Raw genomic sequence first — 21555 nt, forward strand, 5'->3', positions numbered from 1 at the left:
CGCCGGACACCGCCCGCCCGCCCCCGTGCGCCCCTGCCCTACGGTGTACGCGGGTCCGGCGGGGGAAAACGCCCTGTGCGGGGTGTCAGCGATCCGGCAGGGGAGGGACGCGTGCGGCGTCTGAGCGGTGGAGCGGCGACGGCCGCGGTACTGGTGTGCGTCATGAGCGGCTGCACCGACCAGGTCCCCGGCACCGGCACCACCGGGTCCGGACGCACGGGGGGCGGGGGAGCCGCCCTGGCGGCCGCCGAGTCGCTCACCGTGAAGGGGCGGGCGCCGCGCACCGGCTACGACCGCGACAAGTTCGGCCGCGCCTGGGCCGACACCGACTCCAACGACTGCGGGACCCGCGACGACATCCTCAAACGGGACCTGGAGGACGTCCGGTTCACCGGCGGCACCTGCAAGGTGTCCTACGGCGTGCTGGAGTCGGACCCGTACTCCGGCAAGGACGTCACCTACCGGCGCGGCAGCAGCAAGGTCGACATCGACCACGTCGTCGCCCTGTCCGACGCCTGGCAGAAGGGCGCCAAGTACTGGGACGCGAGCAAGCGCATCGCCCTCGCCAACGACCCCCTCAACCTGCTGGCCGTGGACGCGAGCACCAACCGTTCCAAGGGGGACGGCGACACGGCGACCTGGCTGCCGCCCAACAAGGCCTACCGGTGCCCGTACGTGGCGGCGCAGGTCGCGGTGAAGAAGAAGTACGAGCTGTGGGTCACCGCCGCCGAGCAGGCCGCCATGAAGAAGGTCCTCTCCGGCTGCCCGGACCAGAAACTCCCCACGGGCGGCAACCCGACCAAGGCGCCGGAACGTTTCCACGCCGGCTGAGCGCCCCCGGCCGGGCGCGTCGACCGGCTGCGGGTCGCCCGGCCGCGCGTCGGCCGAGCGCGTCGACCGGCGGCGGAAACCCGTACCGCGGTGCCGAAAACCCGTACCGCGGCCGCCTCGCCGCCGCCTACCGTGCCCGCATGGAACCGAAGGTCCTCTCCCTCGCCGACCGGCCCGAGATGCTCGGGCCGGTCTTCGACATGCCCGACAGCTGGCCGGAGTTCGCCACCCAGGACCCGGTGGGCAACGCGCACTACGGGCGGATCCCCGTCGAGCTGCCGGAGCACGTGCTGTTCGCGCAGGACGAGCGGGGCCGGGTCCTCGCGCACGCCTTCAGCGTGCCGTTCGCCCTGCGCGCCGAGGGACGCGGCGAGCTGCCCGCCCGCGGCTGGGACCAGATGCTGGTGTGGGCCTTCTCCGACCTGCGCCGCGGGGTGCGTCCGGACACGGTCGGGGCGATCTCCGTCGTGGTCGCCCCGCACGCCCAGGGACGGGGCCTGTCCGGCCGCATGCTCCACGCGATGCGCGACAACGCCCGCGCGCGGGGCTTCACCGAGGTCGTCGCCCCGGTCCGCCCGAGCGCCAAACACCTCGAACCGCACACCCCCATCGAGGAGTACGCCCACCGGGTGCGGGACGACGGACTGCCGTACGACCCGTGGCTGCGGGTGCACGCCCGGGCCGGGGCGCGCATCGAGCGGATCGCTCCGGCGTCGATGACGGTGGCCGCCTCCCTCGCGGAGTGGCGCCGCTGGACGGGACTGCCCTTCGACAGCCGGGGCGACGTCGAGGTGCCCGGCGCGCTGGTGCCGGTGCGCTGCGAGCCGGAGCGGGACCAGGCGGTGTACGTCGAGCCGAACGTGTGGATGCGGCACCCGCTCTGACCGGCGCCGCCGGGCCGGCCGCCGAGGCAGCCGGCCACCGCCGGGTCGGCCACCGCCGGGTCGGCCACCGCCGGGCCGACCGGTGCCGCCGGGCCCCGTACCGGGAGTGCCGGGAGTGCCGGGACTACCGCCCGTACGGGTACCCCTGCTGGTAGGGGTGCCCCTGCGGCCCCGGAGCGCCGTACGCCATCGCCGGCATCGTCGGGACCCGCTTGTCGAACATGGCGAACAGCAGCATGCAGGCCGCCGTCACCAGCGTCACGATGATGGCGAGGCCCATGAACCCGTCCCCGTCGGAGCTGTCGTCCGTCGCCATCCACGGCACGGTCACGCACTCGTACAGTGCGTACGCGCCGAAGGCGACCCAGTCCGAGGACCGCCCGCGGCGGAGCGCCACGTACAGGAACGGCACCCACGCCAGCAGGCCGAAGGACAGCCACGCCAGCGCCACCCAGGCGATCCGCTGGAACCAGCCCGCCTCGAGCCGCTTGTCCGCATCCGTCATCACTGTCGTCATGTCGCCCCCCTGGTAGCCAGGGAGCAAGATTAGGCCACGACGGGGCCCGCCCGGACCTCCCTGTCTTTACCGTGACATGAGCGAATCTTGCCGCTGCGAAGGCCCGGTGTTTCCCGATCACCGAGGAGCCGCGGGATACGGTGCGTTCGATTCAGGGGGCACGCATTTGCGCACACGTGTACGCCACGACCGGGCCGTACGCGCGCGGACGAGACGATGGGGTGGGGATGGCCGAGCACCGGCAGTCCAGAAGACGCAGGTACATCACGTGGGGGGTGGCCGGAGCCGCCGTCCTCGCCGGGGCCGGGATCGCCGCGCAGACGTCGATGGCGGCCACCACCTGGCCCGCCCAGAAGACCTACACCGGCCGCGCCTTCGACACCTGCACCGCGCCCTCCCTGGCCGCGATGAAGGCCTGGAAGAGCGACGGCTTCTACGGCGCCGCCGCCGTCTACGTCGGCGGCAAGAACCGCGGCTGCGCCCAGCCCAACCTCACCGCGTCCTGGGTGAAGTCGGTCGACGCGGCCGGCTGGAAGCTCATCCCGCTCTACGTCGGCGCCCAGCCGCCCTGCCAGACCGGCACCAGCCCCGAGAAGATCAGCGCCGCCACCGCCGCCTCCCTCGGCGCCACCGACGCCGCGGACGCCGTGGCCAAGGCCGCCGCGCTCGGCATGAAGGCCGGCAGCCCGGTCTACCTCGACATGGAGCCGTACGACATCACGAACAAGGCGTGCAACGACGCCGTGCTCACCTACGTCCGCTCCTTCACCAAGACCCTGCGCGCCAAGACCTACCGGGCCGGCTACTACGGCTTCAGCAGCTCCAGCGCCAAGGCGATCGCCACCGCGACGAACAAGACGGACCTGCCGGGCAACCTCTGGTACGCCCTGTGGGACAAGAAGTACACGACCACCACCGACTGGCCCTGGGACCCCAAGCTGTACACGAACCACAGCCGCGGCCACCAGTACATGGTCAACAGCAAGGAGACCCGCGGCGGTTACACGATCACCGTGGACCGCGACGCGTGGGACGCCCCGGTCGCCCTCGTGGGCTGACCCTCCCCGTACGGGCGCGGGCGCGGCGGTGCCCGAAGTCCCGGTGAATCGTTGGTCCAATGGGTTGGCCCCAGCCGCGCCACTGCCTACCATCGATCACCGCAAGACTTTGTGCACCGCCGCACAATCTCCTCGGGAGGCTTCCTTGCACCGCCGTCGTCGCACCGCGCTCCTGCTGTCCGCCGCGATCGTCGCGGCGGGCCCGCTCCTCACGGCCTGCGGGAACGAGGCCCATCCCGGAGCGGCGGCCGTCGTCGACGGCCGGCGGATCACCGTCTCGCAGCTGGAGAGCCGGGTGAACGAGGTGCGCGAGGCGCAGCGTGCCGCCGTCCCCGACGAGACCCAGTACGCCCAGGCCGTCGCCCGCACCGGCACCCTCGCCCGCGACACCCTGCACGGCATGGTCCTCGACCAGGTGCTGCACCGCGCCGCCGAGGACGCGGGCGTCACCGTCAGCCGCAAGGAGGTCCAGGCGATGCGGGCCGGTCTGGAACAGCAGGCGGGCGGCGCCAAGGGCCTGGAGGCCACCTGGCTCCAGCAGTACGGCATCCCGCCGCAGCGCCTCGACGAGAACCTCCGTCTCCAGCTGGAGGCCCAGAAACTCGCCACGCGGCTCGGCACCGACACCAGCCGGCCCGAGTTCTGGAACGCCCTGTCGAAGGCGTCGAAGGAACTCGACATCGACCTCAACCCGCGCTACGGCGACTGGGACGTGCAGAAGGTCAGCCGCGTCGACGCGAAGACCCCCTGGGTCCGCGACGTGACGACGACGCCCCAGCCCCCGCAGGCTGCCTGACAGCAGACGGCAGACGGCAGACGGCAGGCGGCCTGACGGCGGACGGCCGGTCCGCGACGGCCCGGCCGTCCGGCGCGGCCGGGGGCCGTCGGCGGGTTGGGTTACGTTCGGAGGGTGAACGCAACGAGTCCCGAAGGCGCCCCCACCCCCGGCCGTGTCGTCCTGCTCACCACCAGCCACCGGGTCGCCCCCGGCCTGCTGTCCTGGCCCGCCTGGCAGGCGCTGCGCGAGGCCGACCAGGTGATGTGCGCGGACGGCACCCACCCCCAGCTGCCCTACCTGCGCGAGGCCGGCATAACGGTGGCGGAGACCGCCCCCACCGCCGAGGACCTCCTCGCGGCCTGCGCCGGCGGCCGCACGGTCGTCGTGGTGGCGACCGGCGAGGGGGAACCCGCCCTGACGGACGGCCTGGCCCGCCTGGCCGGCTCCGGCCGCGTGACCATGCCCGAACTGGAGCTGCTCCCCGCCTCCTACGACCTCCCCGGCGCCCGCCTCCTCGACCTCGTGCAGGTCATGGACCGCATCCGCGCCGAGTGCCCCTGGTCCTCCCGGCAGACCCACCGGGGCCTCGCGAAGTACGGCATCGAGGAGGCGTACGAACTCGTCGAGGCCATCGAGGACGGCGACCGCGACGAACTGCGCGAGGAGCTGGGCGACGTCCTCCTCCAGGTCGTCTTCCACGCCCGCATCGCCGAGGAGGACGAGGAGGCCCCGTTCTCCGTCGACGACGTCGCGGGCACGATCGTCACCAAGCTCGTCCACCGCCACCCGCACGTCTTCGGCGACGCCACCGCGACCACCCCCGAGGAGGTCAAGGAGCACTGGCTGCGCACGAAGGCGGTCGAGAAGCGCCGCGAGTCGGTCACCGACGGCGTCCCCCTCCACCAGCCGGGCCTGGCCCTGGCGGCGAAGCTCGCGTCGCGGGCCCGCTCGGCGCACCTGGAGGTGCCGCTGCCGGCGGCGGACGGCATCGGCTACGAACTGCTCGCCCTGGCGGCCCGCGCGGAGGCGGAGGGCGTGGACCCGGAAGCGGCCCTGCGAGCGGCGGCCCGCACCTACCGGGACGCGATCCGCGCGGCCGAGGGCGTGGGGGAGTAGGAGAGGGATCGCGCGGTCGGCGGTCCGGGCCCGGTTACCGTCGGGGAGTGACCCAGCAGCCCGTACCCGAGCCGTCCGCGCCAGCCCTGTTCACCTGGGAGTTCGCCACCGACCCCTATCCCGCCTACGCCTGGCTCCGCGAGCACGCGCCCGTGCACCGCACGCGGCTGCCCAGCGGTGTGGAGGCCTGGCTGGTCACCCGGTACGCCGACGCCAAGCAGGCCCTCGCCGACCAGCGGCTCAGCAAGAACCCGGCGCACCACGACGAGCCCGCGCACGCCAGGGGCAGGACCGGGATCCCCGGTGAGCGCAAGGCCGAGCTGATGACGCATCTGCTGAACATCGACCCGCCGGACCACACCCGGCTGCGACGCCTCGTCAGCAAGGCGTTCACGCCCCGCCGGGTCGCCGAGTTCGCGCCCCGCGTGCAGGAACTGGCGGACGGGCTCATCGACGGGTTCGCGGAGCGCGGCACCGCCGACCTCATCCACGACTTCGCGTTCCCGCTCCCCATCCACGCCATCTGCGACCTGCTCGGCGTCCCCCGCGAGGACCAGGACGACTTCCGGGACTGGGCGGGCATGATGATCCGGCACGGCGGGGGCCCGCGCGGCGGTGTGGCCCGGTCGGTGAAGAAGATGCGCGGCTACCTCCTGGACCTCATCCACCGCAAGCGCCTGGAGCTTCCCGCGGACCCGGCCCCCGGCGAGGACCTCATCTCGGGTCTGATCCGCGCCTCCGACCACGGCGAGCACCTCACCGAGAACGAGGCCGCCGCCATGGCCTTCATCCTGCTGTTCGCCGGGTTCGAGACGACCGTGAACCTGATCGGCAACGGCACCTACGCCCTGCTGACCCACCCCGGACAGCGCGCCCGCCTCCAGGACTCCCTGGCCGCGGGCGAGAGCGGCCTCCTGGCGACCGGCGTGGAGGAACTCCTGCGCTACGACGGCCCGGTGGAGCTCGCCACCTGGCGGTTCGCCACCGAGCCCCTGACCGTCGGCGGGCAGGACATCGCCCCCGGCGACGCCGTCCTCGTCGTACTGGCGGCCGCCGACCGGGACCCGGAGCGGTTCGCCGACCCGGACGTCCTCGACCTGTCCCGCCGCGACAACCAGCACCTGGGCTACGGCCACGGCATCCACTACTGCCTGGGCGCCCCCCTCGCCCGCCTGGAGGGGCAGACCGCGCTGGCCACCCTCCTGACCCGGCTGCCCGATCTGCGGCTGGACGCCGATCCGGCCGACCTGAGGTGGCGCGGCGGCCTCATCATGCGCGGACTGCGCACCCTGCCCGTGCGGTTCGGCCCCGCCGGTTCCGGCGCACCCCCCGCAGCCGTCCGCTGACCATCCGTTATGTGCCCGGACGGCGAAGCAGAAGTGACGGTTCCTCACCTCTGTGATCTTCACGTGATCTACGCGGCATTAACTTGTGACAAGTGATCGTCTGCCGATACGTTCACCTGTCAGCACGGCGCCCCCGTTCCACGGGCCCGCGCAAGCACTGCTGTCTCGAGAAAGGTCCTCGCATGCTCTCCGGCAACGGTCGACACCGGCGCCCCCGCCAGGCCCCGGCCCTCCTCGTCGCGGCCGGCGTGACCGGCTCCGCGATCGCCATCCCGCTGCTCGGCGCCACCGGCGCGAGCGCGGCCGACGGCACGGTGTGGGACGCGGTGGCGGAGTGCGAGAGCGGCGGCTCCTGGAGCGCCGACCAGGGCACCGGACAGTACGGCGGTCTGTCGCTGAGTCAGAAGGACTGGGAGGCGTACGGCGGGCTCGACTTCGCCGAGCGCCCCGACCTGGCCAGCCGCAACCAGCAGATATCCGTCGCGCAGAAGGTCCTCGACGACCAGGGCGTCGGCGCCTGGGGCACCTGCGGGCTGACGTCCGGACTCACCAAGGAGAACGGCGGGGGCGACCTGGACACCGGAGTGGCGGGCGACTCGTCCGGTTCCTCCGCGTCGTCCGGCTTGTCCGACCTGTCCAAGGGGGCGTCCGGCTCCTCGAAGTCCCCGGGCTCCTCGGACTCCTCGGGGTCCCCGGACGGCAAGGACGCGTCGGCCTCCCCGTCGACCGGATCCTCCCCGGACGTCCCGGACGAGACCTCCTCGCCCGCCTCCTCCTCTTCCTCCCCCTCCTCCGGCAAGCCGGACGACTCCCCGGAGTCCGACGCGCCGGCGGGTGCGGACGCGGGTGCCGCGCAGACGGACGGCGGCTCGCCCGCAGCCACCCCCGAAACGGACGACTCGGACAAGTCGGTCCAGGAGGCGGGCTCTTGGAGCCTCGTCGACACCGGCTCCCTCGTCTCCGGCCGCCACCGCGGCACCTCCGCCGAGGAGGTCGTGCCGGACGGCACGACCACCGCCTCCTCGGGCCGGCACGCCGCGAGCGTCTCCGGCGGCGCGGTGGGCACCTACGTCGTGCGCGACGGCGACTCCCTCGTCTCGATCGCCGACTCCCTTGAGCTCGACGGCGGATGGCGCGCGCTCTACGCCGAGAACAAGGCCGCCATCGGTGCCGACCCGAACGACATCACTCCCGGTCAGACGCTCGACACAGCGGTCGAATAGGGCGGAAAAACGGGAAAAACAGCGGGAGTTCACGTCACGCTTCGCGCCGAATGTCCGGTTTGGTGAAAGTGTGGGATGAGTCTCAGAAGTCGTGATCGTCTTTGAAATTCCGCCGGGGGCATGTCTACGGTCGTGATCGCTCGGCAACCCGAGCCCCGGCTGTCGCAACGCCGAATCCTGCCAGTGGCAGCCCGGGAACAGTCGTCGCGTCAAGCGCCGTAGGCAGGAGCGGGGGACCCAAGGTAAGTGCCGCACCGGTCGGTCGACCGGAACGGCTCGGGGTGAAGCCACGCCTTCCGGGGAGCAGTGCTCCCGGGCGGGAGTGGCCGGGCAACTCACACGGCCCGAACCCGACAGCTCACCTCGCAGGCGTCGGTGAGGGGATCCACCATGCTGTTTTCCGTCAAGGGCAAGCACCGCCGTCCGTCCAGGGCCACCCGCGCCGCCGCGCTCGCCGGCGTCACCGGTGTCGCCATCGCCGCCCCGCTGATGGCGGCCGGCAACGCCTCCGCCGCCTCCGCCTCCGAGTGGGACGCGGTCGCCCAGTGCGAGTCCGGCGGCAACTGGTCCATCAACACCGGCAACGGCTACTACGGCGGCCTGCAGTTCTCCGCCTCCACCTGGGCCGCGTACGGCGGCACGCAGTACGCGGCCACCGCCGACAAGGCCTCGAAGTCCCAGCAGATCCAGATCGCCGAGAAGGTCCTCGCGGGCCAGGGCAAGGGTGCCTGGCCGGTCTGCGGCGTGGGCCTGTCCGGCGCCGCGTACAACGGCGGCTCGGCCTCCACCGGCAGCTCCTCCGACGGCTCGTCCTCCAACGGCTCGTCCACCGGCGGCTCCTCGGAGACCACCACCCGCTCCACCGAGAAGCAGAGCGCCTCCCGCTCCGCCGAGCGCCCGGCCGCCAAGTCCCAGAAGACCGTCACCACCCCGACCGGCAAGAAGGTCAAGAAGGGCGACGGCGAGTACAAGGTCGTCACCGGCGACACCCTCAGCTCCATAGCCGAGGCGCGGGGCGTCAAGGGCGGCTGGGCCGAGCTGTTCGAGCTCAACGGGGACATCGTCCAGGACGCCGACCTCATCTACCCGGGTCAGCAGCTGCACCTGAAGTGACACCCGGCTCCCCGCCGGGCCACGGCTCCCGCACGGCCCGGGCCGTCACGCCGAAGGCCTCGTGAGGGAGCCCCGTCCCCACGGTCCCCCCGCCCCGGTGCGTGTTCCCCCGTACGCACCCGGGCGGGGTTTTCTTTTCCCGTTCGCCGCCTTCTGTTGGCCCTCCCCTTTGTTCCGGGCTGAAACAATGGGTACCGTCTCCCTGTCCACGGGACGGTCGGTCGGCCGACCGGCGCCCCGGGGCGGTTAGGCTCTAGTCGCAAGGCTCGGCAAGGCCTCCACACGGCCCGCCCGCGCCCCGCACAACCAGCGTCACATCCCAAGAAGGAGATGCTCGTGCCGTCCATCGACGTCGTCGTAGCCCGGGAAATCCTGGACTCCCGAGGCAACCCCACGGTCGAGGTCGAGGTCGGCCTCGACGACGGCAGCACGGGTCGTGCCGCCGTCCCCTCCGGCGCCTCCACCGGCGCCTTCGAGGCCATCGAGCTCCGCGACGGTGACCCGAACCGCTACCAGGGCAAGGGTGTCGAGAAGGCCGTCCTCGCCGTCATCGAGCAGATCGGCCCCGAGCTGGTCGGCTACGACGCCACCGAGCAGCGCCTGATCGACCAGGCCATGTTCGACCTGGACGCCACCGACAACAAGGGCTCCCTCGGCGCCAACGCCATCCTCGGCGTCTCCCTCGCCGTCGCCCACGCCGCCTCCGAGGCCAGCGACCTCCCGCTCTTCCGCTACCTGGGCGGCCCGAACGCGCACCTGCTGCCCGTTCCGATGATGAACATCCTGAACGGCGGCTCGCACGCCGACTCCAACGTGGACATCCAGGAGTTCATGATCGCCCCCATCGGCGCGGAGTCCTTCTCCGAGGCCCTGCGCTGGGGCGCCGAGGTCTACCACACCCTCAAGAAGGTGCTGAAGACCAAGGGCCTGTCCACCGGCCTGGGCGACGAGGGCGGCTTCGCCCCGAACCTGGAGTCCAACCGCGCCGCGCTCGACCTCATCATCGAGGCCATCAAGCAGGCCGGTTACGTCCCCGGCGAGCAGATCGCGCTCGCGCTCGACGTCGCCGCGTCCGAGTTCTACAAGGACGGCGCCTACGAGTTCGAGGGCAAGTCCCGCTCGGCCGCCGAGATGACCGAGTACTACGAGGAGCTGGTCTCCGCGTACCCGCTGGTCTCCATCGAGGACCCGCTGTACGAGGACGACTGGGCCGGCTGGAAGGTCATCACCGACAAGCTGGGCGACAAGGTCCAGATCGTCGGCGACGACCTCTTCGTCACCAACCCGGAGCGCCTGGCCCGCGGCATCGAGGAGGGCTCCGCGAACGCCCTCCTGGTCAAGGTCAACCAGATCGGCTCGCTCACCGAGACGCTGGACGCCGTCGAGATGGCCCAGCGCAACGGCTTCAAGTGCATGATGTCCCACCGCTCCGGCGAGACCGAGGACGTCACCATCGCCGACCTCGCCGTCGCCGTGAACTGCGGCCAGATCAAGACGGGCGCGCCGGCCCGCTCGGACCGCGTCGCCAAGTACAACCAGCTGCTGCGCATCGAGGAGATCCTCGACGACGCCGCGGTGTACGCCGGCCGCAGCGCCTTCCCGCGCTTCAAGGGCTGACGGACCAGGGCTGACGAAGCCCGCGCGGCCCAGGGCCGGACCGGCCCGGCTGGGCCGTTGAGGGCTCGTCCTGAGCCAGTCGTACGTACGTCCCCGTACCGGTCCCGTACCGTGTCCGGGGACGTACGCACGTGTGAGACGGGAGGCGGGGACGACATGGCCGTGAAGGACCGGGACCGTTTCTCCACCGCGACCAGGATCAAACTGCTCGGCGAGCAGACCGCGGCCCGGGTCTACCGGTCCCAGACCAAGCGCCAGGCCCGCCGCTCGCGCCTGACCGGCCGCGCGGCGCTCCTCGCGCTGGTCCTGTGCACGCTGATCGTGGCCCTGGCCTACCCGATGCGGCAGTACGTCTCCCAGCGCGCCGACATCGCCGACCTCCACCGCGAGAAGGAGCAGGCCCGCGAGCGGGTGGAGCAGCTGCGCGACCTCAAGGCACGCTGGCAGGACGACGCCTACGCCGAACAGCAGATCCGGCTGCGGCTGCACTACGTGATGCCGGGGGAGACGGGCTACATCGTCGTCGACCCCGACGCCGCCGAGCAGTCCCGCGCCGACCGGGGGGCCGCCGACCGCCCCTGGTACGCGAACGTCTGGGACGCCGTCGACAAGTCCGACGCCGCCGCCGACCGATGAACTGACGAGAGAGACTTCCGTACAGGCATGGAAAACCCCCCGCCCACCACCGCCCGCACCGAGCCCACCGACGCCGACGTCGAGGCCTTCAGGCAGCAGCTCGGACGACCGCCGCGCGGACTGCGCGCCATCGCCCACCGCTGCCCGTGCGGTCAGCCGGACGTGGTGGAGACGGCCCCCCGCCTCCCCGACGGCACCCCCTTCCCCACGCTGTACTACCTGACGTGCCCGAAGGCGAACTCCGCCATCGGCACGCTCGAGGCGAACGGCGTGATGAAGGAGATGACGGAACGGCTCCGGACCGATCCGGAACTGGCGGCGGCCTACCGGGCGGCCCACGAGGACTACGTGCGGCGGCGCGACGAGATCGAGGAGCTGAAGGGCTTCCCCAGCGCGGGCGGCATGCCGGACCGGGTGAAGTGCCTGCACGTGCTGGTCGCGCACTCCCTGGCCGCGGGGCCGGGGGTGAACCCGCTCGGGGACGAGGCGCTCGCCATGCTGCCCGAGTGGTGGAGCAGGGGAGCCTGCGTGACGCCCTCCCTGCCGCTGTCCGAGGGGTCCGACGGGGCCGACGGGGCCGAGGGGTCCGAGGCGTCCGAGGCGTCCGAGGGAGAGGCCCGATGACCCGCGTCGCCGCCGTCGACTGCGGCACGAACTCCATCCGCCTGCTCGTCGCCGACGTCCACCCCGCGACGGGTGAACTGGTCGAGCTGGACCGCCGCATGACGATCGTGCGGCTCGGGCAGGGCGTCGACCGGACCGGACGGCTCGCGCCCGAGGCGCTGGAGCGGACCTTCGCCGCGTGCCGGGAGTACGCGGCGGTCGTCAAGGAGCACGGCGCCGAACGGCTGCGCTTCGTGGCCACCTCCGCCTCGCGCGACGCGGAGAACCGGGACGAGTTCGTGCGCGGGGTGCTGGACATCCTGGGCGTCGAGCCCGAGGTGATCTCCGGCGACCAGGAGGCGGAGTTCTCCTTCACCGGCGCCACCAGGGAACTGACGGGCCGTGACGACCTGACGCAGCCCTACCTCGTCGTGGACATCGGCGGCGGCTCGACCGAGTTCGTCGTCGGGGACGACCGGGTGCGCGCCGCACGCTCGGTGGACGTCGGCTGCGTGCGGATGACCGAACGGCACCTGGTCGTGGACGGCGCGGTCGCCGACCCGCCCACCGGGGAGCAGGTCGCGGCGATACGCGCCGACATCGAGGCGGCCCTGGACCTCGCGGAACGCACGGTCCCGCTGCGCGAGGCGCACACCCTGGTGGGCCTGGCCGGCTCCGTCACGACGGTCTCGGCGATCGCGCAGGAACTCCCGGAGTACGACTCGCGGGCCATCCACCACTCCCGGGTCTCCCGGGAACGGGTCCGCGAGATCACCGAGTGGCTGCTGCGCTCGACCCACGCCGAGCGGGCGGCGGTCCCCTCGATGCATCCGGGCCGGGTCGACGTCATCGCCGCGGGCGCCCTGGTGCTGCTGTCGATCATGGAGCGGATCGGCGCGGAGGAGGTCGTGGTGAGCGAGCACGACATCCTCGACGGGATCGCCTGGTCGGTGGCACAGCCCCTCCACTGAGCAGGTGGGGCAACGTTTGAGCGCGTCCGAGAGGGCCGGAAACGCCCCTCGGACGCACCCCCTCGGAAAACTTCGTGAAGTTCTTCACAAGGAAAACGGCCCCCTCGGGGGGCGAAGTGGGGCCGCTTGGCCCTTCCGGGTCCCCGACGGCCGGGTGAACATGTTCAAAAGAGGAGGGCGCGGGCGTTTCGCGAAGGTCGCGCACGACGTGTTCCGGAGGTCTCGCCCGGCACCCCGAAGCCCGGAGAGGCAGCTCACGCGGCATTGACAACGGCACCTGACGCACACGGGTTCCCGTCGCGCACCATGACGTGGATCACGTGGGCGGCGGAGGATAGCACACACCCCGGGGAAGCTTGTGAAGGGGCGCACGAGCCACCCCCCTGAGGCGGGTGGATACTCGATGGCATGAGCACCACGGAGCGTCCCAGGATCCTCGTAGTAGGCGGTGGGTACGTAGGCCTGTACGCAGCTCGGCGTATCCAGAAGAAGATGCGCTACGGCGAGGCGACCGTCACGGTCGTCGACCCCCGGTCGTACATGACCTACCAGCCCTTCCTCCCCGAAACCGCCGCCGGCAACATCTCCCCGCGCCACGTCGTCGTCCCGTTGCGACGCGTGCTGCCCAAGGCGGAGGTCCTCACCGGCCGGGTCACCACCATCGATCAGGACCGCAAGGTCGCCACGATCGCCCCGCTGGTCGGCGAGGCGTACGAGCTGCCCTTCGACTACCTGGTCATCGCCCTCGGCGCGGTCTCCCGCACCTTCCCGATCCCCGGCCTCGCCGAGCAGGGCATCGGCATGAAGGGCATCGAGGAGGCCATCGGCCTGCGCAACCACGTCCTCGAGCAGCTCGACAAGGCCGACTCCACCACCGACGAGGAGATCCGCCGCAAGGCGCTCACCTTCGTCTTCATCGGCGGCGGCTTCGCCGGCGCGGAGACCATCGGTGAGGTCGAGGACATGGCCCGCGACGCGGCCAAGTACTACAAGAACGTGTCCCGCGAGGACATGCGCTTCATCCTCGTCGACGCCGCCGACAAGATCCTTCCCGAGGTCGGCCCCAAGCTGGGCGCCTACGGCAAGGAGCACCTGGAGAGCCGCGGCGTGGAGATCTACCTCTCCACCTCGATGGACTCCTGCGTCGACGGCCACGTGGTGCTGAAGAACGGCCTCGAGGTCGACTCGAACACGATCGTCTGGACGGCCGGCGTCAAGCCGAACCCCGTCCTCGCCCGCTACGGCCTCCCGCTGGGCCCCCGTGGTCACGTCGACACGGCCCCCACGCTCCAGGTGCAGGGCACCGACTACATCTGGGCCGCCGGCGACAACGCCCAGGTCCCCGACGTCGCCGCCCGCAAGGCCGGCGTCGAGAACGCCTGGTGCCCGCCGAACGCGCAGCACGCGCTCCGTCAGGCCAAGGTCCTCGGCGACAACGTGATCTCCGGCATGCGGGGCTTCCCGCAGAAGGAGTACGCGCACTCCAACAAGGGTGCGGTGGCGGGCCTCGGCCTCCACAAGGGCGTCGCGATGATCGTCATGGGCAAGATGAAGATCAAGCTCAAGGGCCGGCTGGCGTGGTACATGCACCGCGGCTACCACGGCCTGGCGATGCCGACGTGGAACCGCAAGATCCGCGTCTTCGCCGACTGGACGCTCGGCATGTTCCTCAAGCGCGAGGTCGTCTCGCTCGGCGCGCTGGAGTCCCCGCGCGAGGAGTTCTACGAGGCCGCGAAGCCCGCTCCGGTGGCGGCGAAGCCGGCGGAGCAGACCGAGAAGACCGGCGAGAAGGCCAAGGCCTCCTGACGTAGTCCCACCGATCCCCCCGAAGGGGCCGCCCGCCATCCGTGGTGCGGGCGGCCCCTTCGGCGTGAACGGGGCGGGCGGGCCCGGGGCCGGTACGGAGCCCCGAGCCGGTGGCCGGCCGCCGACCGGGCCGGGCGGCGCGACCGTCCGGCGTGGGCCGGGCCCGCGTCCGGCGCCTCGGCACGGCGGCCTCCGCGCTCGCCCCCGAACGCCACCGCGTCGGCGTCAGCCAGGTCCTGGCCGTCCGCACCCCGGCCTCCGGCGCCTCCGGCCCGCCCCTGCGCAGCCGCGTCCGGAACCGACCTCCGGTCCCTGACTTCCGGCCTCTGCTCTCCGGATTCCGGCTCACGGCCTCCGGCTCACGGACCCTGCTCTCCGGCTTCCGGTCCCGGCGGACAGCGAAGGGCCCCGTCGCCGTGGCGACGGGGCCCCCGAACTCCTCTCACCTCACTCGGACTTGATGGCCGTCAGCACGTTCAGCCGGGCCGCCCGTCGGGCCGGCCAGAGCGCCGCGAGCACCCCGACCGCGCCGGCCAGCGCCAGGAACACGGCCATCCGGCCCCACGGCAGGACGAGTTCGTAGGTCGGCATCGACGTGCCGATCAACTCACCGGCCGCCCAGCCGAAGAACACGCCGAGCCCGATGCCGAGCACCCCGCCGAACAGCGAGATCACGAGGGACTCCAGCCGCACCATCCGCTTCACGGCCCGCCGGTCCAGCCCGATGGCCCGCAGCATGCCGATCTCCTGCGAGCGCTCGAACACCGACATCGCCAGCGTGTTGACCACCCCGAGCACCGCGACGATCACGGCCATCGCGAGCAGGCCGTACAGCATGTTCAGCATCAGCGTGAACATCTGCGCGATCTCGTCGGAGAGGTCCTGCTTGCTCTGCACCTTGATCGCCGGGTTGGCGCCGAGGGCCTTCTCCAGCCGGTCCTTCACGGCGTCCGACGCGCCGCCGGCCGTCTTGACCATGACCTGCATGTCGGTCGGGTCGTCCTGGTGCGGGGCGAGGGCGGTGTTGTCCAGGATGATGCCCCGGATCATCTCGTTGCCCCGGTAGACCCCGGCGACCGTCAGCCGCTGCTTCGCGCCGTCCTCGTACGCCATCGTGAAGTCCGAACCGGCCTTCCAGCCGTGGGACTTCGCGGTGTCCTCGTCCACGACGACCCGGCTGCCGCCGACCCGGAAGGCGCCGTCGTCGACCGTGAGGTCGGTGAGCCGCGCGATGGCGGGGCCGGTGACGCCGGTGACGTACTCGGTCCGGCCGTCGACGCGGGCGGGGGCATTGCGCAGCGGGCTGGTGAGGGCCACCCCGTCGGTCGCCCCCAGCGTCCGCTCGACGTCGGGGGAGAGCCCGCGGCCGTTCGCCATCGACACCACGTAGTCGGCCTCGATCGCGGCCGACGCCATCTTGTCGATCGACTTCTGGAGGCTGCCCGCCATCACCGTCATGCCGGTGATCAGGGTGAGGCCCACCATCAGCGCGGAGGCCGTGGCGGCCGTACGACGCGGGTTGCGCACCGAGTTCTGCCGGGCCAGCTTGCCGGACACGCCGAAGATCCGCAGGACCGGCGCGGCGGCCGCGATCAGCGGCCGGGACAGCAGGGGGGTGAGCACGAACACGCCGACCACGAGCAGGACCGCGCCGAGCCCCATGGGGGCCTGCCCGTCGGAGCCGCTCATCGTGGTGGCCGCGAGGACGACCGCGACACCCGCCGCCGAGAGGAGGGCGCCGAGGGTGTTGCGCAGCACCAGCGACCTGGTGGACGCGGTGGCGTGGACGCTGCTCATCGCGGCGACCGGCGGGATCTTCGCGGCCCGCCGGCCGGGCAGCCAGGCCGCCAGCACGGTGATGACGACACCGACGGCCAACGCGGTCGCGGCCGTGCCGGGCGACACGACCAGCGGGCCGTCGGGAACGGTCGCCCCCAGCGTGCCCATCAGCGAGCGCAGTCCGGCGCCGATGCCGACGCCCGCGACCAGTCCGGTCAGCCCGGCGACCGTGCCCACCACGAACGCCTCGACCAGCACCGACCGGGTCACCTGCCGGCGGGAGGCACCGACCGCGCGCAGCAGCGCCAGCTCCTTGGTGCGCTGGGCGACCAGCATGGTGAAGGTGTTGGCGATGATGAAGGTGCCGACGAAGAGCGCGATGCCGGCGAAGACCAGCAGGCCCTGCTTCAGGCCGCTCATCTGCGAGGAGATCAGTTTCGCCTGCTCGTCGGCGAGCCGGCGGCCGGTGGTGGTCTCGACGAGGTCCTTCGGCAGCGCCTTGTCGAGGGCGGCCTTCAGCGCGGTCTGCGAGGTGCCGGAGGCGGCCTTCACGTCGATCTCGTGGTAGGTGCCGGGCTTGCCGAACAGCCCCTGGGCGGTGGCCGTGTCGAAGAGGGTGAGGCTGCCGCCCGCGGCGACGTTGCCGTCGTCGGTGGTGAAGACGCCGGTGATCCTCGGGGTGAGGACGGGCCCGTCCACCGAGAGGCGCACGGTGTCGCCGACCTCGTAGCCGGTCCGCCGGGCGGTCTCGGAGTCGAGGGCGATCTCGCCGGGACCCCGCGGGGCGGTGCCTTCCCGGAGCGGGTACCGGGGGTCCTCGTCGCCCCAGTAGTTGCCGCCCTGCGACTGGAAGCCCTCGCCGACGAGCTTGCCGTCCTTGTCGGCGATCGCGGTGAAGCCGCGGACGACACCGATGGCGGACGCGGCGCCGGGCGCCTTCGCGCTCGCGTCGAGGAGGGACCGGGTCAGATCCGGCGTGCTGCCGATGCGGTCGCCCTCGTCCTCCTGCGGCTCGGCCGTGACGGCGACGTCGACCTGGTCGAATCCCTTGGCCGAACTCCTCTGGTAGGCGTCGGAGATGGTGTTGGTGAAGACCAGCGTCCCCGACACGAAGGCCACGCCGAGCATCACGGCGAGCACGGTCATCAGAAGCCGGGCCTTGTGCGCGAGGACGTTGCGCAGGGCGGTACGGAACATGGGTTCTTTTCTTCTCGGTCCTGTCGGTCCTGCCGGTTCATCGGTCCTGTCGGACCCGGCCGGGATTCAGCTGGTGCGGCCCTTGGCGTCGAAGCGCTTCATGCGGTCGAGCACGGACTCGGCGGTGGGGCCGTGCATCTCGTCGACGATCCGGCCGTCCGCGAGGAAGACGACCCGGTCCGCGTACGCCGCGGCCACCGGGTCGTGGGTCACCATGACGACCGTCTGGCCCAGCTCGCGCACGGAGTTGCGCAGGAAGCCGAGCACCTCGGCGCCCGACCGCGAGTCGAGGTTCCCGGTCGGCTCGTCGCCGAAGACGATGTCCGGCCGGGAGGCCAGGGCGCGGGCGACGGCGACGCGCTGCTGCTGGCCGCCGGAGAGCTGCGAGGGGCGGTGGCCCAGCCGGTCGGCGAGCCCGACCATGCGGATGACCTTGTCCAGCCACTCCTTGTCCGGCCTGCGGCCGGCGATGTCCATCGGGAGGGTGATGTTCTCCAGGGCGTTCAGGGTGGGCAGCAGGTTGAACGCCTGGAAGATGAACCCGATCTTGTCCCGGCGCAGCTTGGTGAGCTGCTTGTCCTTCAGGGAGCCCAGCTCCGTGTCGCCGATGCGCACGGAGCCGGAGGAGAAGGTGTCCAGCCCGGCCACGCAGTGCATCAGCGTGGACTTGCCGGAGCCGGAGGGGCCCATGATCGCGGTGAACTCGGCCTGCCGGAAGTCGACGGAGACCCGGTCCAGGGCGACCACCCGGGTCTCGCCCTGTCCGTAGGTCTTGGACAGGTCCGTGGCGCGTGCGGCCACGGCGGTGGACCGGTCGGCGAGGGGCGTGGTGGTCACGGCGGAGCTCCTGTGGGGACGACGGCGTGGTGTCTTTCGGGATCCGCACCATCGTCTCGGCCGCCCGGCGCCGTGTAGTCACCCGCTGTTCCGGTCTCGGGGGCAGACTTCGGGCGGACCGTCGGCCGCCGTGTCATACCAGGGGATGACACGCGCCCCTGAGGCGTTGCCCGAGGTTCCGTCCGAAGCGCCGCCTGAAGTGCCGCCTGGAGTGCCGGTCGTCAAGAACCGGTGGAGCGCCCTTGTTCGGACGGTGAAATTCCGTCATTCCGCATGTGGCGGCCGACGTCCTGCACGAGGCTGTTGGCACGTGCGGATGGCCTGTTCCGGTGCTGATGCACCCTCAGAAGTCAATAAAATAAGACAACATCGGGTTGCCCGCCCCCTGCCGGTCGGACGCCTCCCGATAGGGTCGAGCCGCGACGCGGAGCCCATGGCCTGCCCGGATGGTGGAATGCAGACACGGCGAGCTTAAACCTCGCTGCCCCTCGCGGGCGTACCGGTTCAAGTCCGGTTCCGGGCACCACCCCAGCCACCGTGAGTGACGAGTGAGCACGGAGTGTCGTCGTATCACGTTCCTCCGGAGACGGGCCCGCCGCCGCTTCGCCCGCGTCGTCGTCCGCTCCGGTCAGGTGGCGAGCGCGGCTTCGAGCATCCGCCGGACGACCGGGGCCAGTTCGGCCGCGTCGGGCACCGGGCGGGTCGCGGCCGTCGCACCGGCGAGCCGGTCGTACAGCAGGCCGTCGGTCCAGGCCACGAGCAGCTCCGCGGCCGGAGCCGGACGGGGAGCCCCGAGTGCGGCCAGCAGGGCCGCCACCTTGGACCGCGCGGCGAGCCCGGCGGCCTGCAGATCGGCGCGCAGCTCCGGCCGACGGGTCGCCTCCAGGCTGAGTTCGAAGCGGGCGAGCTGGCGGTCGCGCCCCTCCGTCAGCCAGTGGTGCAGCAGCGCGGCCATCACGCCCGCGGCGGAGTCCAGGTCCGGGTGCCCGCGGTCCGCCTCCCAGCGATCCACGTCGGCGACCGAGAGTTCGGCCAGGCGCAGGTAGCAGGCGCCGATCAGAGCGCTGCGGGTGCGGAAGTAGTACGACGTGCTGCCGGCCGGCAGGCCCGCGGTGGCGTCGACCGCGCGATGGGTCAGACCGCGCAGCCCGGCGGCGGCCACGGTGCTGATGGCGGCGTCGGCGATCAGCTCTCGCCGGTGGGGGATGGACATGCCCGCACTCTACAGCTGTAGAGTGCACCTCATCGGCCTCTACAGACGTAGAGGTAGGGAGAGGGGAGGCGGTCGGCATGCGTGCTCGTCATGTGGTGGTGGCCGGAGGCGGCATCGGGGGCCTGACCGCGGCGGTGGCCCTGAGGCGCCACGGATGGCGCGTCACCGTCTGCGAACGGGCCGCCGCGCTCACCGGTGTCGGAGCCGGCATCGTGCTCGCCCCGAACGCCCTGCGCGCCCTGGCTTCGGCCGGCCTGGACCCCGGCCGGTGGGCGGGTGACGTCCTGCCGGGTCAGGTCGGACTGCGCACGCCCGACGGCACGTGGCTGAGACGGTCCGACGACGACGAACTGTCCACCCGCTACGGGCTCTCCGCGCGCGCCGTGCACCGGGGCTTCCTGATCGACACCCTCGCGGCCGCCCTGCCGGCCGGCGTCGTCCACCTCGGCGTGTCGGTGACCGGAGTGGACGACGCGGGGGACGCCGTGGCCGTGCGCACGTCGGCCGGCGACCTGCGCGCCGACGTCGTACTGGCGGCGGACGGCGCGCGCAGCGCACTGCGCGGGCGGCTCTTCCCCCGGCACCCCGGACTGCGGCACGCCGGCGAGGCCGGGTGGCGGGCGGTGCTGCCCGGTGCGGACCCGCCGGTCCGGCAGGCCGCCGAAACCTGGGGGCGGGGCGAACGGTTCGGCGTCGTCCCCCTCGCCGACGGCCGCGTCTACCTCTACGCCACCGCCGTTTCCGGCCCCGGCGCGAGACCGGCCGACCACCACGCGGAGCTGACCCGGCGCTTCGGCGCCTGGCACAGTCCGATACCCGAGCTGCTGGACCGGCTGGACCCGCGGGACCCGGACCCGGTCGGCGTACTGCACCACGACTTCCACGAACTGGCCGCGCCCCTGCCCCGCCTCCACGCAGGCCGGGTGGCCCTGCTCGGCGACGCCGCCCACGCGATGACCCCCAACCTGGGCCAGGGCGGCTGCCAGGCCGTCGAGGACGCCGTCGTCGCGGCGCACCTCCTCGCGTCCGCCGACGACGTACCGACCGCGCTCGCCGCCTACACGAAGGCCAGACACCGGCGAACCACCCTGATCGCCCGCCGCTCCCGGCGCGTCGGCGAACTCGCCCGGCTCTCCCACCCGCTCGCCGCGCCCCTGCGGAACCTGGCCGTACGCGCCACGCCGCGGGCGCTCTCGCTGCGAGCCCTGGACACGGTCTTCGGCTGGCAGCCGCCCGCCGCCCCCGCCCCTGGCCCCGCCACCCCCGCCCCCGTCGACGTCGAGGAACAACGGTGAACACCACGATCGCGTCCCGCCCGCTCCGCCGGGCGGACCCCGTACGGCCCTTCACGGCCGGCGCCTGCGGCCTGATCCTCCTGGGCGTCGGCCACCTCGCCCTCTCCGCCGCTTCGACCCTGGCCACCCGGACCCCGCAACAGCGTGCGGCCGACACCGCCATGCGGGAGTCCACCCTCACCCTGCTGGGCCTGGAGCGCACGCTCCTCGACGTCTTCGACGGCATCAGCGTCGCCATGACCCTCTTCGTCGTCACCTGCGGCCTGCTGATCCTCGCCGCCGTCCGCCACGCCCCCACCCTCGTCCGGCACCGCACCGCCTTCGGGTGGATCGCCCTCTCCGCCTCCCTGGCCGGCCTGGCGACATCCGTCCTGCTGCTGCCCCCTCCGCCGATCATCGTCCTCACCGGCACCAGCTGCGCCTTCGCCGTGTCCCTGCGCAGGGCGCTCCCCGCCGCCCGCACGGGCCCGTGAGGCGGGAGGGCCGTCCGTCGAGGTGACGACCGGTTCCGGGTGAGGCCGGGGACGAGCGGCGCCGGCCCCGCCGGGATCCGTCCGCCGCGGGGAGGTGCGGCCTCCACGGACCGGGCACCGCACCGTTGACACCCGGCGCACCGGACCGACCTGGCGGAGGGCTGCACCGGATTCCCGTTCGAGTGACGCGAGCGATGTGAGCGATGTGAGCGACGCCGGGGGTGCGGGAGACGCAGGGGCGGCGTCGGCGGATCGTCACCGG

The 21555-nt window shown here is 72.4% G+C and carries 19 protein-coding genes, 1 tRNA gene, 1 pseudogene and 1 riboswitch; of the genes and pseudogenes, 17 read left to right on the plus strand and 4 right to left on the minus strand.

The window, feature by feature from the left end:
* Positions 1–111: 111 nt before the first annotated feature.
* Positions 112–831 (plus strand): HNH endonuclease family protein, encoded by a 720-nt coding sequence (locus ACF09K_RS15565; RefSeq protein ID WP_392243795.1) that lies wholly within the window; start codon positions 112–114, stop codon positions 829–831.
* 140 nt (positions 832–971) lie between these two features.
* Complete coding sequence (locus tag ACF09K_RS15570) at positions 972–1715, plus strand: N-acetyltransferase (protein WP_392243796.1); 744 nt, start codon at positions 972–974, stop codon at positions 1713–1715.
* A gap of 124 nt (positions 1716–1839) precedes the next feature.
* Here ACF09K_RS15570 and ACF09K_RS15575 read toward each other — a convergent pair whose 3' ends face one another.
* The gene (locus ACF09K_RS15575; RefSeq protein ID WP_392243797.1) at positions 1840–2232 is read right to left on the minus strand and encodes a hypothetical protein; all 393 of its coding nucleotides are present in this window, start codon (positions 2230–2232) and stop codon (positions 1840–1842) included.
* A 227-nt stretch (positions 2233–2459) separates the two neighbouring features.
* Between ACF09K_RS15575 and ACF09K_RS15580 the strand changes: the two genes are divergently transcribed.
* From ACF09K_RS15580 to ACF09K_RS15635, 12 genes and pseudogenes are all read left to right on the plus strand, one after another.
* Positions 2460–3290 (plus strand): glycoside hydrolase domain-containing protein, encoded by an 831-nt coding sequence (locus ACF09K_RS15580; RefSeq protein ID WP_392243799.1) that lies wholly within the window; start codon positions 2460–2462, stop codon positions 3288–3290.
* A gap of 145 nt (positions 3291–3435) precedes the next feature.
* The gene (locus ACF09K_RS15585) at positions 3436–4086 is read left to right on the plus strand and encodes a SurA N-terminal domain-containing protein (RefSeq protein WP_392243801.1); all 651 of its coding nucleotides are present in this window, start codon (positions 3436–3438) and stop codon (positions 4084–4086) included.
* A 114-nt stretch (positions 4087–4200) separates the two neighbouring features.
* Positions 4201–5184, plus strand: coding sequence for a nucleoside triphosphate pyrophosphohydrolase (locus ACF09K_RS15590; protein WP_392243803.1), 984 nt, complete (start codon positions 4201–4203; stop codon positions 5182–5184).
* A 47-nt stretch (positions 5185–5231) separates the two neighbouring features.
* Positions 5232–6530, plus strand: a complete 1299-nt coding sequence (locus ACF09K_RS15595) for a cytochrome P450 (protein WP_392243804.1) — start codon at positions 5232–5234, stop codon at positions 6528–6530.
* Positions 6531–6712: 182 nt separating this feature from the next.
* Positions 6713–7753, plus strand: a complete 1041-nt coding sequence (locus tag ACF09K_RS15600; protein ID WP_392243805.1) for a transglycosylase family protein — start codon at positions 6713–6715, stop codon at positions 7751–7753.
* A 204-nt stretch (positions 7754–7957) separates the two neighbouring features.
* Positions 7958–8140: riboswitch (cyclic di-AMP (ydaO/yuaA leader) on the plus strand.
* A gap of 3 nt (positions 8141–8143) precedes the next feature.
* Positions 8144–8866, plus strand: a complete 723-nt coding sequence (locus ACF09K_RS15605) for a transglycosylase family protein (protein ID WP_392243806.1) — start codon at positions 8144–8146, stop codon at positions 8864–8866.
* Positions 8867–9196: 330 nt separating this feature from the next.
* The gene (eno, locus tag ACF09K_RS15610; protein ID WP_363086550.1) at positions 9197–10483 is read left to right on the plus strand and encodes a phosphopyruvate hydratase; all 1287 of its coding nucleotides are present in this window, start codon (positions 9197–9199) and stop codon (positions 10481–10483) included.
* A 156-nt stretch (positions 10484–10639) separates the two neighbouring features.
* Positions 10640–11119, plus strand: a complete 480-nt coding sequence (locus ACF09K_RS15615; RefSeq protein WP_392243808.1) for a septum formation initiator family protein — start codon at positions 10640–10642, stop codon at positions 11117–11119.
* Positions 11120–11146: 27 nt separating this feature from the next.
* Positions 11147–11743, plus strand: coding sequence for a DUF501 domain-containing protein (locus tag ACF09K_RS15620; RefSeq protein WP_392243809.1), 597 nt, complete (start codon positions 11147–11149; stop codon positions 11741–11743).
* Positions 11740–12693 carry an exopolyphosphatase gene (locus ACF09K_RS15625; RefSeq protein ID WP_392243811.1) on the plus strand — a complete coding sequence of 318 codons (954 nt, stop codon included), beginning with the start codon at positions 11740–11742 and terminating at the stop codon, positions 12691–12693. Before ACF09K_RS15620 ends, ACF09K_RS15625 begins: the two co-directional genes overlap by 4 nt.
* 408 nt (positions 12694–13101) lie before the next feature.
* Positions 13102–14499, plus strand: coding sequence for an NAD(P)/FAD-dependent oxidoreductase (locus ACF09K_RS15630; RefSeq protein WP_392243813.1), 1398 nt, complete (start codon positions 13102–13104; stop codon positions 14497–14499).
* Positions 14500–14630: 131 nt separating this feature from the next.
* Positions 14631–14798 (plus strand): annotated as a pseudogene (locus ACF09K_RS15635) (SAM-dependent methyltransferase); the annotation flags it as partial.
* A gap of 148 nt (positions 14799–14946) precedes the next feature.
* Here the strand turns inward: ACF09K_RS15635 and ACF09K_RS15640 are convergent.
* Positions 14947–17475, minus strand: coding sequence for an ABC transporter permease (locus tag ACF09K_RS15640; protein ID WP_392243815.1), 2529 nt, complete (start codon positions 17473–17475; stop codon positions 14947–14949).
* 66 nt (positions 17476–17541) lie between these two features.
* Positions 17542–18312: an ABC transporter ATP-binding protein gene (locus ACF09K_RS15645; RefSeq protein ID WP_392243817.1), complete on the minus strand. Its 771-nt coding sequence runs from the start codon at positions 18310–18312 to the stop codon at positions 17542–17544.
* A 440-nt stretch (positions 18313–18752) separates the two neighbouring features.
* Here ACF09K_RS15645 and ACF09K_RS15650 point away from each other — a divergent pair.
* Positions 18753–18838: transfer RNA gene (locus ACF09K_RS15650), tRNA-Leu, on the plus strand.
* A 102-nt stretch (positions 18839–18940) separates the two neighbouring features.
* Here ACF09K_RS15650 and ACF09K_RS15655 read toward each other — a convergent pair.
* Complete coding sequence (locus ACF09K_RS15655) at positions 18941–19525, minus strand: TetR/AcrR family transcriptional regulator (RefSeq protein WP_392243819.1); 585 nt, start codon at positions 19523–19525, stop codon at positions 18941–18943.
* A gap of 77 nt (positions 19526–19602) precedes the next feature.
* On the opposite strand from ACF09K_RS15655, the gene ACF09K_RS15660 reads away from it, so the two are divergent.
* Both ACF09K_RS15660 and ACF09K_RS15665 read left to right on the plus strand, forming a co-directional pair.
* Positions 19603–20820, plus strand: a complete 1218-nt coding sequence (locus ACF09K_RS15660; protein WP_392243820.1) for an FAD-dependent monooxygenase — start codon at positions 19603–19605, stop codon at positions 20818–20820.
* The gene (locus tag ACF09K_RS15665; RefSeq protein ID WP_392243821.1) at positions 20817–21293 is read left to right on the plus strand and encodes a hypothetical protein; all 477 of its coding nucleotides are present in this window, start codon (positions 20817–20819) and stop codon (positions 21291–21293) included. Before ACF09K_RS15660 ends, ACF09K_RS15665 begins: the two co-directional genes overlap by 4 nt.
* The last annotated feature ends 262 nt before the right edge of the window (positions 21294–21555 follow it).

Origin of the sequence: Streptomyces sp. NPDC014882, assembly GCF_043081325.1 — a bacterium.
GTDB lineage: Bacteria > Actinomycetota > Actinomycetes > Streptomycetales > Streptomycetaceae > Streptomyces.